The 14,249-nt window shown below is 67.2% G+C and carries 15 protein-coding genes; 1 reads left to right on the top strand and 14 read right to left on the bottom strand.

Annotated elements, in window-relative coordinates:
- Positions 1-57: 57 nt before the first annotated feature.
- From I6N89_RS12300 to I6N89_RS12240, 13 genes are all read right to left on the bottom strand, one after another.
- Positions 58-378: a hypothetical protein gene (locus I6N89_RS12300; RefSeq protein WP_207018741.1), complete on the bottom strand. Its 321-nt coding sequence runs from the start codon at positions 376-378 to the stop codon at positions 58-60.
- Between the two features lie 97 nt (positions 379-475).
- Entirely contained in the window at positions 476-1,705 is a 1,230-nt protein-coding gene (locus tag I6N89_RS12295; protein WP_207018763.1) for an NADH-quinone oxidoreductase subunit D, read from the bottom strand.
- Between the two features lie 112 nt (positions 1,706-1,817).
- A complete protein-coding gene (locus I6N89_RS12290) occupies positions 1,818-2,423 on the bottom strand; it encodes an NADH-quinone oxidoreductase subunit C (protein ID WP_076705097.1) in 606 nt (201 codons plus the stop codon).
- A 13-nt stretch (positions 2,424-2,436) separates the two neighbouring features.
- On the bottom strand, positions 2,437-2,970 hold the full coding sequence (locus I6N89_RS12285) for a NuoB/complex I 20 kDa subunit family protein (RefSeq protein WP_198039762.1): 534 nt from the start codon (positions 2,968-2,970) through the stop codon (positions 2,437-2,439).
- Complete coding sequence (locus I6N89_RS12280) at positions 2,961-3,326, bottom strand: NADH-quinone oxidoreductase subunit A (protein WP_076705101.1); 366 nt, start codon at positions 3,324-3,326, stop codon at positions 2,961-2,963. The genes I6N89_RS12285 and I6N89_RS12280 overlap by 10 nt, the downstream gene beginning before the upstream one ends.
- 234 nt (positions 3,327-3,560) lie before the next feature.
- Entirely contained in the window at positions 3,561-3,932 is a 372-nt protein-coding gene (locus I6N89_RS12275; RefSeq protein WP_207018740.1) for a hypothetical protein, read from the bottom strand.
- Positions 3,929-4,705, bottom strand: a complete 777-nt coding sequence (locus tag I6N89_RS12270; protein ID WP_419247622.1) for a crotonase/enoyl-CoA hydratase family protein — start codon at positions 4,703-4,705, stop codon at positions 3,929-3,931. The genes I6N89_RS12275 and I6N89_RS12270 overlap by 4 nt, the downstream gene beginning before the upstream one ends.
- 22 nt (positions 4,706-4,727) lie before the next feature.
- Positions 4,728-5,579, bottom strand: coding sequence for a hydroxymethylglutaryl-CoA lyase (locus tag I6N89_RS12265; RefSeq protein WP_207018738.1), 852 nt, complete (start codon positions 5,577-5,579; stop codon positions 4,728-4,730).
- A 163-nt stretch (positions 5,580-5,742) separates the two neighbouring features.
- Positions 5,743-6,408, bottom strand: a complete 666-nt coding sequence (locus I6N89_RS12260; protein WP_207018737.1) for a glutathione S-transferase family protein — start codon at positions 6,406-6,408, stop codon at positions 5,743-5,745.
- Positions 6,405-8,354 (bottom strand): acetyl/propionyl/methylcrotonyl-CoA carboxylase subunit alpha, encoded by a 1,950-nt coding sequence (locus I6N89_RS12255; protein WP_207018736.1) that lies wholly within the window; start codon positions 8,352-8,354, stop codon positions 6,405-6,407. Before I6N89_RS12255 ends, I6N89_RS12260 begins: the two co-directional genes overlap by 4 nt.
- A gap of 51 nt (positions 8,355-8,405) precedes the next feature.
- Positions 8,406-8,825 (bottom strand): ASCH domain-containing protein, encoded by a 420-nt coding sequence (locus tag I6N89_RS12250; RefSeq protein ID WP_207018735.1) that lies wholly within the window; start codon positions 8,823-8,825, stop codon positions 8,406-8,408.
- Positions 8,826-8,913: 88 nt separating this feature from the next.
- Positions 8,914-10,521 carry a carboxyl transferase domain-containing protein gene (locus I6N89_RS12245; protein ID WP_207018734.1) on the bottom strand — a complete coding sequence of 536 codons (1,608 nt, stop codon included), beginning with the start codon at positions 10,519-10,521 and terminating at the stop codon, positions 8,914-8,916.
- A complete protein-coding gene (locus I6N89_RS12240) occupies positions 10,518-12,098 on the bottom strand; it encodes an AMP-binding protein (RefSeq protein WP_207018733.1) in 1,581 nt (526 codons plus the stop codon). The genes I6N89_RS12245 and I6N89_RS12240 overlap by 4 nt, the downstream gene beginning before the upstream one ends.
- A 155-nt stretch (positions 12,099-12,253) precedes the next feature.
- Between I6N89_RS12240 and I6N89_RS12235 the strand changes: the two genes are divergently transcribed.
- Complete coding sequence (locus I6N89_RS12235; RefSeq protein WP_207018732.1) at positions 12,254-12,862, top strand: OmpW/AlkL family protein; 609 nt, start codon at positions 12,254-12,256, stop codon at positions 12,860-12,862.
- 99 nt (positions 12,863-12,961) lie between these two features.
- Here I6N89_RS12235 and I6N89_RS12230 read toward each other — a convergent pair whose 3' ends face one another.
- Positions 12,962-14,125, bottom strand: coding sequence for an isovaleryl-CoA dehydrogenase (locus I6N89_RS12230; protein ID WP_207018731.1), 1,164 nt, complete (start codon positions 14,123-14,125; stop codon positions 12,962-12,964).
- Between the last annotated feature and the right edge of the window lie 124 nt (positions 14,126-14,249).

Below are 14,249 nucleotides of genomic sequence, written 5' to 3'. Positions count from 1 at the left end.
CGGCTTGCGCGGGGGCCTTGCGGCCCGGAACGGTTATGGCGGTGCCGGGCACCGGGCTCAGCCCGCCTCGGCCACCTCGGCGGCCGGCTCTTCGACCGGCGCGCAGGCGCCCGAGGTCAAGCGAAAGCCGCCGGCCTCGGTCTGCACACCCTGACGGCCGGCGATGCGGTACTGGGCGATCTGCTGGATCTGCTCGCGGGGCAGCCCGGTCTGAAGCTCGACCGGCAGGTAATCGGATTCACGTTCGAGGCTGCACCCGACCGAGGCGACCGCCTCGTCGAAGGCGGCAATATCCTCGGCATCGGTGCCCTGCGGTGGCAGCGCCAGACAGCCGGCGGTGGCGAAGAGCGGCAGCAGCGCCAGGCTTTTCTTCAGCATCACGGTCCCCAAACCCCTCTTTCCTTTTCTTGCGGCCGCGCGGGCCGGGATGGCCCGGGATGCACACACGCGAACCCAAGGCCTGTCGTTCAGACGCTCAGCGGTCGACCTCGCCGAACACGATGTCGAGCGAGCCGAGGATCGCCGCCACATCGGCCAGCTGGTGCCCCTTGCAGACGTGATCCATGGATTGCAGGTGCAGATAGCCCGGCGCGCGCAGCTTGGCGCGATACGGCTTGTTCGACCCGTCCGCCACCAGATAGACGCCGAACTCGCCCTTGGGCGCCTCGACGCAGGCATAGACCTCGCCCGCGGGCACGTGGAAGCCCTCGGTATAGAGCTTGAAGTGGTGGATCAGCGCCTCCATCGAGGTCTTCATCTCCGACCGCTTCGGCGGGGTCAGCTTGCCCCGGGACATCACGTCGCCCTTGTTCTCCGGCAGGCGCAGCTTTTCGATGGCCTGTTTCATGATCCTGGTCGACTCGCGCATCTCGGCCATGCGGCAGAGATAGCGGTCGTAGCAGTCGCCGTTCTTGCCGACCGGGATCTGGAACTCGAACTCGTCGTAGCACTCATAGGGCTGCGCGCGGCGCAGATCCCAGGCGAAGCCGGAGCCACGCACCATGACGCCGGAATAGCCGTGTTCCTGAATGTCCTCTTCGGTGACGATGCCGATATCGGCGTTGCGCTGCTTGAAGATCCGGTTCTCGGTCAGCAACCCGTCGATATCGTCGAGCACCTTCGGGAAGCTCTCGCACCAGGCGTCGATATCGTCGAGCAGCTCGGGCGTGAGATCCTGATGCACGCCGCCGGGGCGGAAATAGGCGGCGTGGAGCCGGGCCCCGCAGGCGCGCTCGTAGAAGATCATCAGCTTTTCGCGCTCTTCGAAGCCCCAGAGCGGCGGCGTCAGCGCGCCCACGTCCATCGCCTGCGTGGTCACGTTCAGCAGGTGGTTCAGAATGCGCCCGATCTCGCAGTAGAGCACGCGGATCAGCGAGGCGCGGCGCGGCACCTCGGTGCCGGTGAGCTTTTCGATCGCCAGACACCAGGCATGTTCCTGGTTCATCGTGCCGACATAATCGAGCCGGTCGAAATAGGGCAGGTTCTGCAGATAGGTGCGGCTCTCCATCAGCTTCTCGGTGCCGCGATGCAGCAGCCCGATATGCGGGTCGCAGCGCTCGACGATCTCGCCGTCGAGTTCCAGCACCAGACGCAGCACGCCGTGGGCCGCCGGGTGCTGCGGGCCGAAGTTGATGTTGAAGTTGCGGATTTGCTGTTCGCCGGACAGCGCGTCGGTGCTGCCGTCGTCGAACTTGGAACCGTCCATCATCCTCACACCTCTTTCATCGCGGGGGCGCCAAGAATTTTCGAACGAAAATTCTTGGTGCGGGCGAGATTTTTCGTCCGAAAAATCTCGCAAGACCTCGAAGCGGCGCGCATCACTTCGCCTCCGCCTTTTCGTCGCCGGGCAGCACGTATTGCGCACCTTCCCAGGGCGACATGAAATCGAACTGGCGGTATTCCTGCACCAGGCTCACCGGTTCGTAGACCACGCGCTTGAGTTCCTCGTCATAGCGCACCTCGACATAGCCCGTGGTCGGGAAGTCCTTGCGCAGCGGATGGCCGCGGAAGCCGTAATCGGTGAGGATGCGGCGCAGATCCGGATGGCCGGAGAACACGATGCCGAACATGTCGAACACCTCGCGCTCGAACCAGTTGGCGCTCGGATGCACAGCGGTGATCGAGGGCACGACCTCCTCCTCGCGCGCCGCGACGCGCAGGCGGATGCGGTGGTTCTGATACATGCTCAGGAAGTGATAGACCACGTCGAAGCGCTTCGGCCGCGCGGGGTAATCCACCGCGGTGATGTCCACCAGCGAGGAGAAGCGGCAGGAGGGATCGGTCTTCAGGAACTCGACAAAGCCCGCGATATTGGCGGGCGCCACATCGACGGTCAGTTCGCCAAAGGCCACATCCCAGCCCAGCACGCAATCGGGGCGTTTCTGTTCGAGATGCGCCCCAAGTTCGCTCAGTGCCTGCGTCATTGCTCGCCCTCCCTCAGCGCACGATCGTTCCGGTGCGCCGGATCTTTTTCTGAAGCGCCATCAGCCCGTACATCAGCGCCTCTGCCGTCGGCGGGCAGCCGGGCACATAGACGTCGACCGGCACGATGCGGTCGCAGCCGCGCACGACGCTGTAGCTGTAGTGGTAATAGCCACCGCCATTGGCGCAGGAGCCCATGGAAATCACGTAGCGCGGCTCGGGCATCTGATCGTAGACCTTGCGCAGCGCCGGCGCCATCTTGTTGGTCAGCGTGCCGGCGACGATCATCAGATCCGACTGGCGCGGGCTGGCGCGCGGCGCGGTGCCGAAGCGTTCGAGATCGTAGCGCGGCATCGAGCTCTGCATCATCTCGACCGCGCAGCACGCAAGGCCGAAGGTCATCCAGTGCAGCGAGCCGGTGCGGGCCCAGTTGATCACGTCATCGACGGATGTGAGCAGAAAGCCCTTGTCCGACAATTCGCGGTTCAGCGCCTGGGTGGCGACCTCGCGGTCGGGCCCGGCGGTGTTCGCCCCGGTCATCACTCCCATTCCAGCGCCCCTTTCTTCCATTCATAGGCGAAGCCGATGGTCAGCACCGCCAGGAACACCATCATCGACCAGAACCCCACCATGCTCACATCCTTGAAGGCGGTGGCCCAGGGGAACAGGAAGGCGATCTCGAGATCGAAGATGATGAAGAGGATCGACACGAGGTAGAACCGGACGTCGAATTTCATCCGCGCGTCGTCGAACGCGTTGAACCCGCATTCATAAGCCGAAACCTTTTCGGGGTCTGGGTGACGCACGGCGAGCACGACGGCGGCGAGGATGAGAATGGCACCGAGCGCGATGGCTACGGCAAGAAAAATGAGAATCGGGAGGTATTCCCGCAGCATCTCTTCCACGTGCTGGCTCCTTTGCGAGGCGCGCCGTCCGTCCGGCGCGGAGACCATGGCGATGTTGCCTTGCTAAGACGTGACTTATCCCCGTGACGTGGCGGGGTCAACAAGCTCGGCACATATTCCCGAAAGGTTAAATTGCTGATTTATTAACAGGATAAGGGGGATCCTCTGGCAAAGCCCCGATCCTGCGGCAATTTTCCCGTCGACTTTTGCATACAAATCCGGCGCTTGCACCGCTCACACGGTCATCGCCACCAGCGCCATGGCACTCATAACCGCCGCGAGCGGTCCCCAGAAGCGCCGCTCGGCCGGTGCGCGCGACAGAAAATGCAGCACAGCGATCAGCGCCTGCGCCGCCAGCGCCGCCCAGCCGGTCCAGCGCGGCCAGACCAGCCCGGGAAACCCCGCCGCCGAAACCACCGCCAGCGCCATGAATCCCAGCAAAGGTATATAAAGCACAGCCATCAGCCGCGCCTGCGCCGAAAGTCCGCCCGGCGCCTGCCCGCCCGGCGCCACCGCACCCAGCGGCGCGCCCGAAATCAGCGCGATCTGGAAAAAGATCCCCGCCAGGCAAAGCGTTGCATAAAGATGTGCGATCTGAGTCGTCACGCCCAGGGCGCCTTTCGCTTGTCGAAGAAGGCGGCGATTCCCGCCTGCGCCTCCTCGGTCTCCCATCTCGCGGCGAGCCCGTCGATGGCGAAATCCACCTGCTGCGGCGTCACGCCGCCGGCCAGCGCATTGAGCAGCGCCTTGGCGTCGCGCACTGCAAAGGGCGCGCAGGCGAGGTACGGCGCCACCTCCGCCTCAACCGCCGCATCCAGCTCTTCTGCCGGCGCTGCGCGGGTCAGCAGGTTCAGCCGCACCGCCTCCTCGGCGTCAAAGACCCGCGCGTTCATGAATACCTCGCGCGCCCGCACCGCGCCCATGCGCGCCACCACATAGGGCCCGATATTGGCCGGAATCAGCCCCAGCCGCGTCTCGGTGAACGCCATCTTGAGCCCCTGCGCCCCGATGCTCACATCGCAGACCGCCACCAGCCCGACGCCGCCGCCAAAGGCATTGCCCTGCACCCGCCCGATCAGCGGCTGCGGCAGCGCCACCAGCGCCTCGAGCGCCGTGGCGATGCGGCGCGACTCGGCCTTGCGGGTCTCGCCATCCATGCCGAACTGCTCGCGCATCCAGCCCAGATCGGCGCCGGCGCAAAAGGTCGGCCCCTCGGCGGCCAGCACCACCACCCGCACCGAGTCGTCCTCCGCCAGCGCCCGCGCCGCCGCCTCCAGCTCGCCCATCATCTGCGCCGAGAGCGCGTTGTGCTTCTCCGCCCGCGCCAGCGACAGCGTCGCCACCCCGCGCGCGTCGCGCGTCACCGTGATCAGATCCATCATCCAGCCTCCACTTCTCGCCTCACCCGCGCAGCGCCCGTGCCATCGCCGCCGCTTTTTCCAGCACGCCCATGTCGAGCCCGGTCTCATAGCCAAGCTCCGCCAGCCGCGCCGCCACCGCCTCGGTCGCCACATTGCCCTCGGCGCCCGGCGCATAGGGGCAGCCGCCCAGGCCGCCCACGGCGGCATCGAAGACCCGCAGCCCGCGTGCCAGCGAGACCTCGATATTCTCCAACGCCCGCTTGCCGGTGTCGTGGTAATGCCCCGCCAGCCGCGCCGGCTCGATCTCCTCCAGCACCGCGCCCAGCATCGCATCCACCGCCTCGGGCACGCCGCGCCCGATCGTGTCGCCAAGCGAAATCTCATAGCACCCCATATCGCGCAGTGCCGCCGCCACCCGCGCCACCGCCTCCGGCGCCACCGCGCCCTCATAGGGGCATTCCACCACGCAGGAGATATAGCCCCGCAGCTTCACCCCGCGCGCCGTCGCCGCCTCGGCCACCGGGCGGAACCGCTCCAGGCTCTCTTCGATAGAGGCATTGATATTGGCGCGGCTGAAACTCTCCGAGGCCGCGCCAAAGATCGCCACCTCGTCCGCGCCGGCAGCCATCGCCGCCTCGAACCCCTTCATATTGGGCGTCAGCGCCGCATAGGACACGCCCGGCGCCCGCGCGATCCCCGCCAGCACCTTGTCCGAGTCGGCCATCTGCGGCACCCAGCGCGCGCTGACGAAGCTGGCGCATTCGATGCGCCGGAACCCCGCCCGGCTCAGACAATCCACCAGCGCGATCTTCTCCGCCGCGTCGATCCGGCGCTCCTCGTTCTGCAAGCCGTCGCGCGGGCCCACCTCGAAGATCTCGACATATCCGCTCATCTCTCAGACCCCGCCTTTCATCTTTCTGAAAATACTCCCGCAGACCCGCGCCAGAGGCAAACCGCCCAGGCCCCGGGCATGCCACCGCCACGGGCGCCCGCCCGAGCCGCCGCCGCAGGCGCGCGGCGAGACAAACTGCGCGCGCATCGCGTGCCCCGCCGGATCACTCCGCCCAGGCCGGGTAGAAATCGCGATCATAGAGCCCCTCGCCCGCCTCCGGCAGACAGCGCGCAAACGCCGCCCGCCCGCTCACCCGCCGATACCAGGCGCCAAGCGCGGGAAATCCGTCCAGCGCCGCGAAATGCTTCGCCATATAGACCGCCTGACCCAGCGCGATATCCACCGCCGAAAACCCTGAGGTCAGCATGTGATCGCGGGTCTCCGGCGGCGCCGACAGCCGCGCCTCCAGCGCCGCGTAACATTTCTCCACACGCTTCGCCTCCAGTCGCATGACAATGGGCGAGCGCATATGATCCTCGCGCAGCATCAGATGCTGCTGGGTCAGCGCCGCCGCATGCTGAGAGATCGTCTCGGAGAAATGCAGCCAGCTCAGCCAGGCCATGCGGTCGGGGCTGCCCGGCGCGCGGCCCAGGCCCGCATCCGGAAAGCGCTCGCAGAGATATTCCATCATCGCGAGGCTCTCGAACATGCACTCGCCCTCGATCTCCAGCGCCGGCACCCGGCCGGCCGGCGACAGCGTCAGATACTCCTGCGCCCGCAGCGACTTGTCAAAGGGATGCAGCACGAGCTCGAACCGCACCTCCAGCTCATAGAGCAGCCAGAGCACCCGCATCGAGCGGCTCTCGGGCACATGGTGCAGCCGGATCACGCCGCCGCCTCCTCTTCCTCCTCCAGCCGGATGAGCGCCGCGCCCGCCTCGACCTGCGCGCCATCGGCCACCAGCACCTCGGCCACGACGCCGTCGCGCGCCGCCGTCAGCGTGTGCTCCATCTTCATCGCCTCGAGCACCGCCAGCCGGTCGCCCGCCTGCACCACCTGCCCGGGCTCTGCGAGCACCGAGACCACCCGGCCCGGCATCGGCGCCTCGATCAGGTTGCCGCCGGCGCCGAGCGCCGCCGCGCGTTCCAGCGGGTCGACCGCCACAAAGACCTGCCCGCCCTCGGCAAAGACAGTGATCTCCGCGCCCTCGTGAAACAGCGCCGGTGCCGGCCGCCCGTCGAGCCGCCAGCCGCCATCGACGCGCTCGGCGCGCACGGTGACCTCTCCGAGCGAGATCTCCGCCCGGTCACGCCCCGCAACACGCAGCACGCAGAGCAGCTCCTCCTCGCCCTGACGCAGCAGCACATGGCGCGCCAGCGGCGCCCAGAGCGCAAATCCGCTCTGCGGCGCGGCCGCCTCCCAGAGCCCCGCCGCCGCCTGCACCGCCTGCGCCACAATTTGCGGCGACGGCCCGGGCGCCGCCGTCAGCACCTCCAGATCGCGCCCGATCAGCCCGGTATCCACCTCGCCGGCGGCAAAGCCCGCATGCCGCGCCAGCGCGCCGAGAAAGGCGAGATTGGTCACCGTGCCCGCCACCTGCGTCTCCGCCAGCCCACGTGCCAGCTTGCGCAGCGCGATCTCCCGCGTGGCCCCGTGCACAATGAGCTTGGCGATCATCGGGTCGTAATGCGGCGAGATCACATCGCCCGAACGCACCCCGCTATCGGCCCGCACATCCGCCGGAAAGCCCAGATGCGCCAGCCGCCCGGTGGCCGGCAAGAACCCCGCCGGCACGTCCTCGGCATAAAGCCGCGCCTCGAAGGCGTGGCCGTCGATACCCAGCTCCTCCTGCGCCATCGGCAGCGGCTCTCCCGCCGCCACGCGGAGCTGCCATGCCACCAGATCGACGCCGGTGATCGCCTCGGTCACCGGATGCTCGACCTGAAGCCGCGTGTTCATCTCCATGAACCAGAACCCGTCCGGGCGCAGCCCGCGCGCGCCGTCGACGATGAACTCCACCGTGCCCGCGCCCTTGTAGCCGATGGCCTCGGCGGCGCGCACCGCCGCCGCGCCCATGGCCTGACGCATCTCAGCCGTCATACCCGGCGCCGGCGCCTCCTCGATCACCTTCTGATGCCGGCGCTGCAAGGAGCAATCCCGCTCGAAAAGATGCACCGCCTTTTCGCCATCGCCAAAGACCTGCACCTCGATATGGCGCGGCTTGGTGACGAATTTCTCGATCAGCACCGCCTCGTTGCCGAAGGCGCCGCGCGCCTCCGCCTGCGCGCTCTTCAGCGCCTCGGCAAACTCCGCGGCGCGCTCGACCAGCCGCATGCCCTTGCCACCGCCGCCCGCAACCGCCTTGATCAGCACCGGGTAGCCGATGGCCTCCGCCTCGCCCGCGAGGAATTGCGGATCCTGCTCCTCGCCGTGATAGCCCGGCACCACCGGCACGCCGGCCTCCGCCATCAGCCGCTTGGCCGCGTCCTTGAGGCCCATCGCCCGGATCGCCTTTGCCGACGGGCCGACAAAGACCAGCCCCGCCGCCTCCACCGCCTCGACGAAATCGGGGTTTTCCGACAGGAACCCATAGCCCGGATGGATCGCCCCCGCCCCGGTCTCCAGCGCCGCCGCGATGATGGCCTCGCCGCGCAGATAGCTCTCCGCCGGCGCCGCCCCGCCGATGCAGACCGCCTCATCGGCCATGGCCACATGTTTCGCCCCGGCATCCGCCTCGGAATAGACCGCGACGCAGCGCAGCCCCATGGCCCGCGCCGTCTCCATCACCCGGCAGGCGATCTCGCCCCTATTGGCTATCAGCACCGTGTCAAACATCGCTTCCCTCCCAGAGGCTTCCATTCCCGTCCTGCGCTCTGCCATTTCCGCTCATGTGCCCAGGTCCTCCACCAGCTCAAACCGCTCCAGCATCATCTCGAAGCCGGGCCTGTAGCGTCCCGCGCGCTCTAGGTAGGCGCGATACCCCGCGCGCCAATGCGCCAGGTCGCGGAACTCACCCTGCTCGAGCGCCATGCCCTCGGTCACCTCCTCGAAGGGCAGACGCAGCACCTCGAGCGTGCGCGTGGCCAGCGCCGGGCGCCCCTGCCAGTCAAGCGCGATGTCCACGCGCCCCGCGACCGGCAGCGCCTCGGCACCGTCTTCGAAGACCTCCCAGGCCTCGCAACTCGCCCGTTTCACACCCGTGCGCATCAGCCCGAGGATCTCGGCGTTGAGCGCCGCGCTGTCACCGGGCCGGTAGCTCTCGCATCCCGGCCAGCGCAGACGCGCGTCTTGCAGCGTCATCGTCATGACCCCGCGCCCCCGGCGGCGGGGCGGGGTGGGCGGGCGGGAGCTCCGCCGGCGGGGGCGCGCCCGCTTAAAGCCAGACCAGCGCCTGTCACATGCGGAACACGCCAAAGCGTGTCTCCTCGATGGGCGCGTTCAAGGCCGCCGAAAGCGACAGCGCCAGCACCTCGCGCGTCTTGCGCGGATCGACGATCCCGTCGTCCCAGAGCCGCGCGCTGGCATAAAGCGGATGCGACTGGCGCTCGAACATCTCCACCGTCGGGCGCTTGAACTCCGCCTCCTCCTCCTGCGACCAGCTCCCGCCGCCGCGCTCGATGGCGTCGCGCTTCACCGTCGCCAGCACACCTGCCGCCTGCTCGCCGCCCATCACCGAGATCCGGCTGTTCGGCCAGGTCCAGAGGAATCGCGGCTGATAGGCCCGTCCCGCCATGCCGTAATTGCCCGCCCCAAAGGAGCCGCCCACCAGCATGGTGATCTTGGGCACCGAGGTCGTGGCCACCGCCGTCACCATCTTGGCGCCGTGTCGCGCGATCCCGTCGTTCTCGTATTTCCGCCCGACCATGAAGCCGGTGATATTCTGCAAGAACACCTGCGGCACCTTGCGCTGCGAACAGAGCTCGACGAAATGCGCCCCCTTCTGCGCCGCCTCGGAAAACAACACGCCATTATTGGCGACGATGCCCACCGGACAGCCCTCGATCTGCGCAAAGCCCGTCACCAGCGTCTCGCCGTAACGCGGCTTGAACTCGTCGAAATAAGAGCCGTCCACCACCCGCGCGATCACCTCGCGAATGTCATAGGGCGTGCGCAGATCGCCCGGTACCACGCCGAGGATCTCGTCGGGATCGTAGGCCGGTGCTTCGCCCCCCGGCAGCCCGCCCGGGCCGGCCCCGTCCGCGCCCTTCAGCGAGCCCACCGCGCGTCTTGCCAATGCCAGCGCATGGGCGTCGTCCTCGGCCAGATAATCCGCCACGCCCGAAAGCCGCGTATGCACGTCGCCGCCGCCGAGATCCTCCGCCGTGACCACCTCGCCGGTGGCCGCCTTGACCAGCGGCGGGCCGGCAAGAAAGATCGTGCCCTGCTCCTTCACAATGATCGTCACATCCGACATCGCCGGCACATAGGCGCCGCCCGCCGTGCACGACCCCATCACCACGGCGATCTGCGCGATACCCTTGGCGCTCATCCGCGCCTGATTGTAGAAGATCCGCCCGAAATGGTCGCGGTCGGGGAAAACCTCGTCCTGATTGGGCAGGTTCGCGCCGCCGCTATCGACCAGATAGACGCAGGGCAGCCGGTTCTCCTCGGCGATCTCCTGCGCGCGCAGGTGTTTCTTGACCGACATCGGGTAATAGGTGCCGCCCTTCACCGTGGCGTCGTTGCACACCACCATGACATCGCGGCCCTGAACGCGCCCGATGCCCGCGATCATGCCCGCCGCCGGTGCCGCGCCGTCATAAAGCCCGTGCGCCGCCGTGGCGCCCACCTCGAGAAAGGGCGAGCCGGGATCGAGCAGATTGGCCACCCGCTCGCGCGGCAGCATCTTGCCCCGGCCGAGATGCCGCTCGCGGGCCTTCTCGCCGCCGCCCGCCGCCGCAAGTTCCGCCGCCTCGCGCACCACCTCCAGCGCCTCAAGATGCGCCGTGCGATTGGCCTGAAACGCCTCGGATGTGGGGATCGCTTGCGATTGCAGTTTCATGTGCTCTCCTTGGCCGCACGGGCCTTCAGTTCCTTGCGGATAACCTTGCCGGTGACCGTCATCGGCAGCGCCTCAAGGAAATCTATTTCTCTTGGATAGGAATAGGTTGCGAGCCGTTCCTTGACCCATGCCTGAAGCTCTTCGGCGCTCGGGCTCTGCCCCGGCTTCACCACCACATAGGCCTTGACGATCTCGGTGCGCAGCCGGTCGGGCTTGCCGACCACGCCCACCGTGGCAACGGCGGGATGGGTGAGCAGGCAATCCTCGATCTCAGCCGGGCCGATGCGGTAGCCGGCAGAGGTGATCACGTCGTCCTCGCGCCCGACAAAGCGCAGATAGCCGTCCTCCCAGATGCCACGGTCGCCGGTCACCAGCCAGTCGCCGCGGAACTTCTCCGCCGTCGCCTGCGGATTGTTCCAATATTCCAGCATCATGGAGCCCGCGCCGCGATGTACCGCGACATCTCCCTCTCCCTGCGTCTCGTGACCTGCCTCGTCGACGATCCCGATGCGGAAGCCCGGCGCCGGCTTGCCGATACAGCCGGGACGGACGGGAAACAGCGCGCCACAGGCGCTGGCGACCATATTGCATTCGGTCTGGCCGTAAAATTCGTTGATCTCCACCCCAAAGGCCTCGCGCCCCCAGGCCAACATCTCGGCGCCGAGCGGCTCGCCGCCGGAACCGACCGAGCGCAGCCCCGGGATCCGCGCGTCCTCCGCCTTCAGCATGCGCAGAGCGGTTGGCGGAAAGAATACATTGCGTACAGAGGCTTCCGCGCAGATCCTCAGGCATTGCGCGATGTCGAAACGCGGCATCCGCGCCGCCACCACCGGCACGCCGAGATAGAGCCCCGGCATCAGCACATCGAAGAGCCCGCCGATCCAGGCCCAGTCCGCCGGGGTCCAGAGCACATCGCCCTCCTGTCCCAGAAGATCGTGGCTCATCTCCACCCCGGGCAGATGCCCCAGCAGCACGCCATGCCCGTGCAGCGCGCCCTTGGGCTTGCCGGTGGTGCCGCTGGTATAGATCAGCACCGCCGGGTCCTCGGGGCCGGTCTCCACCGCGTCCCAGACACCCGGCTCGGGCAGCGCCTCTTCGGTCACGGTCGCCAGCCCGAACGGCGCCAGCATCTCCGCGCCCTCCTCGTCGCTCACCACCACCCGCGCGCCGCTATTGCCCAGCCGCGAGTCCAGCGCGTCGTGCTTGAAGAGCTTGAAGAGCGGCACCGAAATCGCGCCCATGCGCCAGGCGGCGATATGGGACGCGGCGCAGAGCGGGCTTTGCGACAGCAGCACGCCCACCCGGTCGCCGCGTGCCACGCCCTGCGCCCGCAGCCAGGCCTCGACCCGCCGCGACAGCGCCTGCAAGGCGCCATAGCTCACCACACGCAGCGCCCCGCCGCGCAGATCGAGGATCGCCGGCCGGTCGGGCGCCAGCGCCGCCCAGCTGTCGCAGACCTGCGCGGCCATGTTAACCCGCTCCGGACGCGGCCAGCGAAATCCCTCGCAGAGCGCCTCATAGCTCTGCCCGTCCGCCAGCATCCGGCGCCGCCGCGTCTCCTCCATCGGCAGCTTCATGCGACAGCCCTCCGTCCGGAAACATGCATCCCCGACACCGGATATGACATTCCGGCAACAGCGTAACCCACAGAATTCAAAGCTTGATTCAGATCAACGTTTCTGCGGGCGATTTTGCGGAAATGGCGCTGCGTGCGATCTGGAAAGGGACGACAATGTACAAGACCACACTCCTCTCCGCCATGGCTGTGCTGGCCCTCACGGCCACCGGCGCGCTGGCGCAGTCCAAGGGCGACATGACCGTCGGTGTCGGCCTCGCCTGGGTGAACCCGAGCGATGACAATGGCAGCCTGGCGAATGGCGCGCTCGACACCGATGTCGATGACGACACCCAGCTTTCGCTGACCTTCGAATATTTCTTCGCCGACAACTGGGGCGTCGAAGTGCTGGCCGCCACCCCCTTCACCCATCAGGTCGAGCTGAACGGCTCCGACGTGGTGAAGGTCAAGCACCTGCCGCCCACCGTCTCGGTGAACTACCACCTGCCGACAAATACCGCATGGACCCCGTTCTTCGGCCTCGGCGTGAACTACACCACGATCCTCGATCTCGACGACCAGAAGATCTCCGGGCTCGACATCAAGGATTCTTGGGGCCTCGCCGGGCATATCGGCGTGGATTACGCGATCAGCGACAAGGCATCGCTGCGGCTCGACGCGCGCTATATCGACATCGACCTGGATGTGGACCTGAACGGCTCGGATATCGGCACGGTTGAGGTCGATCCCTGGGTGATCGGCATGTCCTATATCTGGAAGTTCTGACCAGTCTCGCGCGGGGCGGGCTTCAACGGCCCGCCTCTCGCCCCCTCTGACCGGTCCCGCCTGTCCGGCGAGGTACTGGCTTCTCTCCTCCCGCATGGCTCAGCTCATCGCCGACATCAGTTCGCGGCCCACGAGCATGCGCCGGATCTCCGACGTGCCCGCGCCGATCTCCATCAACTTGGCATCGCGGAAGAGCCGCGCCACCGGCGCATCGGCAAGGAAGCCCGCGCCGCCCATCGCCTGCACCGCCTGATGCGCCTGCACCATCGCCTGTTCCGAGGCGTAGAGACAGCAGGCCGCCGCGTCCTGGCGGGTCACATCGCCCCGGTCGCAGGCCTTGGCCACCTCGTAGACATAGGCCCGCGCCGAGTTCATCGCCGTATACATATCGGCGATCTTGCCCTGCATGAGCTGGAAGTTCCCGATGGGCTGGCCGAACTGCTTGCGCTCGGCCATATAGGGCATGACCTCGTCGAGACAGGCGGCCATGATGCCGGTGCCGATCCCCGCCAGCACGACGCGCTCGTAATCGAGCCCGGACATCAGCACCCGCACGCCCTTGCCCTCTTCGCCCAGCACGTTCTCGAAGGGCACCTCCACATCGTCAAAGATCAGCTCGGCGGTGTTCGAGCCGCGCATGCCGAGCTTGTCGAAATGCGGGCTGGTCGAGAAACCGGTCATGGTCTTTTCGATGAGGAAAGCGGTGATGCCCTTGCTGCCAGCCTCCGGGTCGGTCTTGGCATAAACCACCAGCGTATCGGCATCGGGGCCGTTGGTGATCCAGTATTTGTTGCCGTTGAGCACGTAGCGGTCGTTTTTCTTCTCCGCCCGCAGCTTCATGCTCACCACATCCGAGCCGGCGCCCGGCTCCGACATTGCCAGCGCGCCCACATGCTCGCCCGAGATCAGCCCGGGCAGGTATTTCCGCCGCTGTTCATCGGTGCCGTTGAGCTTGATCTGATTGACGCAGAGGTTGGAATGCGCGCCATAGCTCAGCGACACGCTGGCCGAGGCGCGGGCGATCTCCTCCACCGCGATGGCATGGGCGAGATAGCCCATGCCGGCGCCGCCATATTCCTCGGGCACCGTGATGCCCAGCAGGCCCAGCTCGCCCATCTCGCGCCACAGATCGTTGGGAAAGGCGTTGGAGCTGTCGACCTCCGCCGCCATCGGCTTCACACGCTCCTGCGCCCAGCGATGCACCATTTCGCGCAGCGCGTTCACATCCTCTCCCAGGTCGTATGTCATGACCGCGTTGAACATGTCCGCCCTCCTCCGACGATTATTGAACGCTTGTTCATATCTAAGCGCCCGAGCCGCCGCGCGTCAAGCGAAAGGAACAGCCACGGGGCGGGACGCGTTGAGGAGCTGACAAAGCAACGAACAG

This window comes from Salipiger abyssi, assembly GCF_017311415.1.
GTDB classification, from domain to species: domain Bacteria; phylum Pseudomonadota; class Alphaproteobacteria; order Rhodobacterales; family Rhodobacteraceae; genus Salipiger; species Salipiger abyssi_A.
The sequence above is the reverse complement of the archived record's forward strand: the minus strand, read 5'-3'. Positions and strand labels throughout refer to the sequence as shown.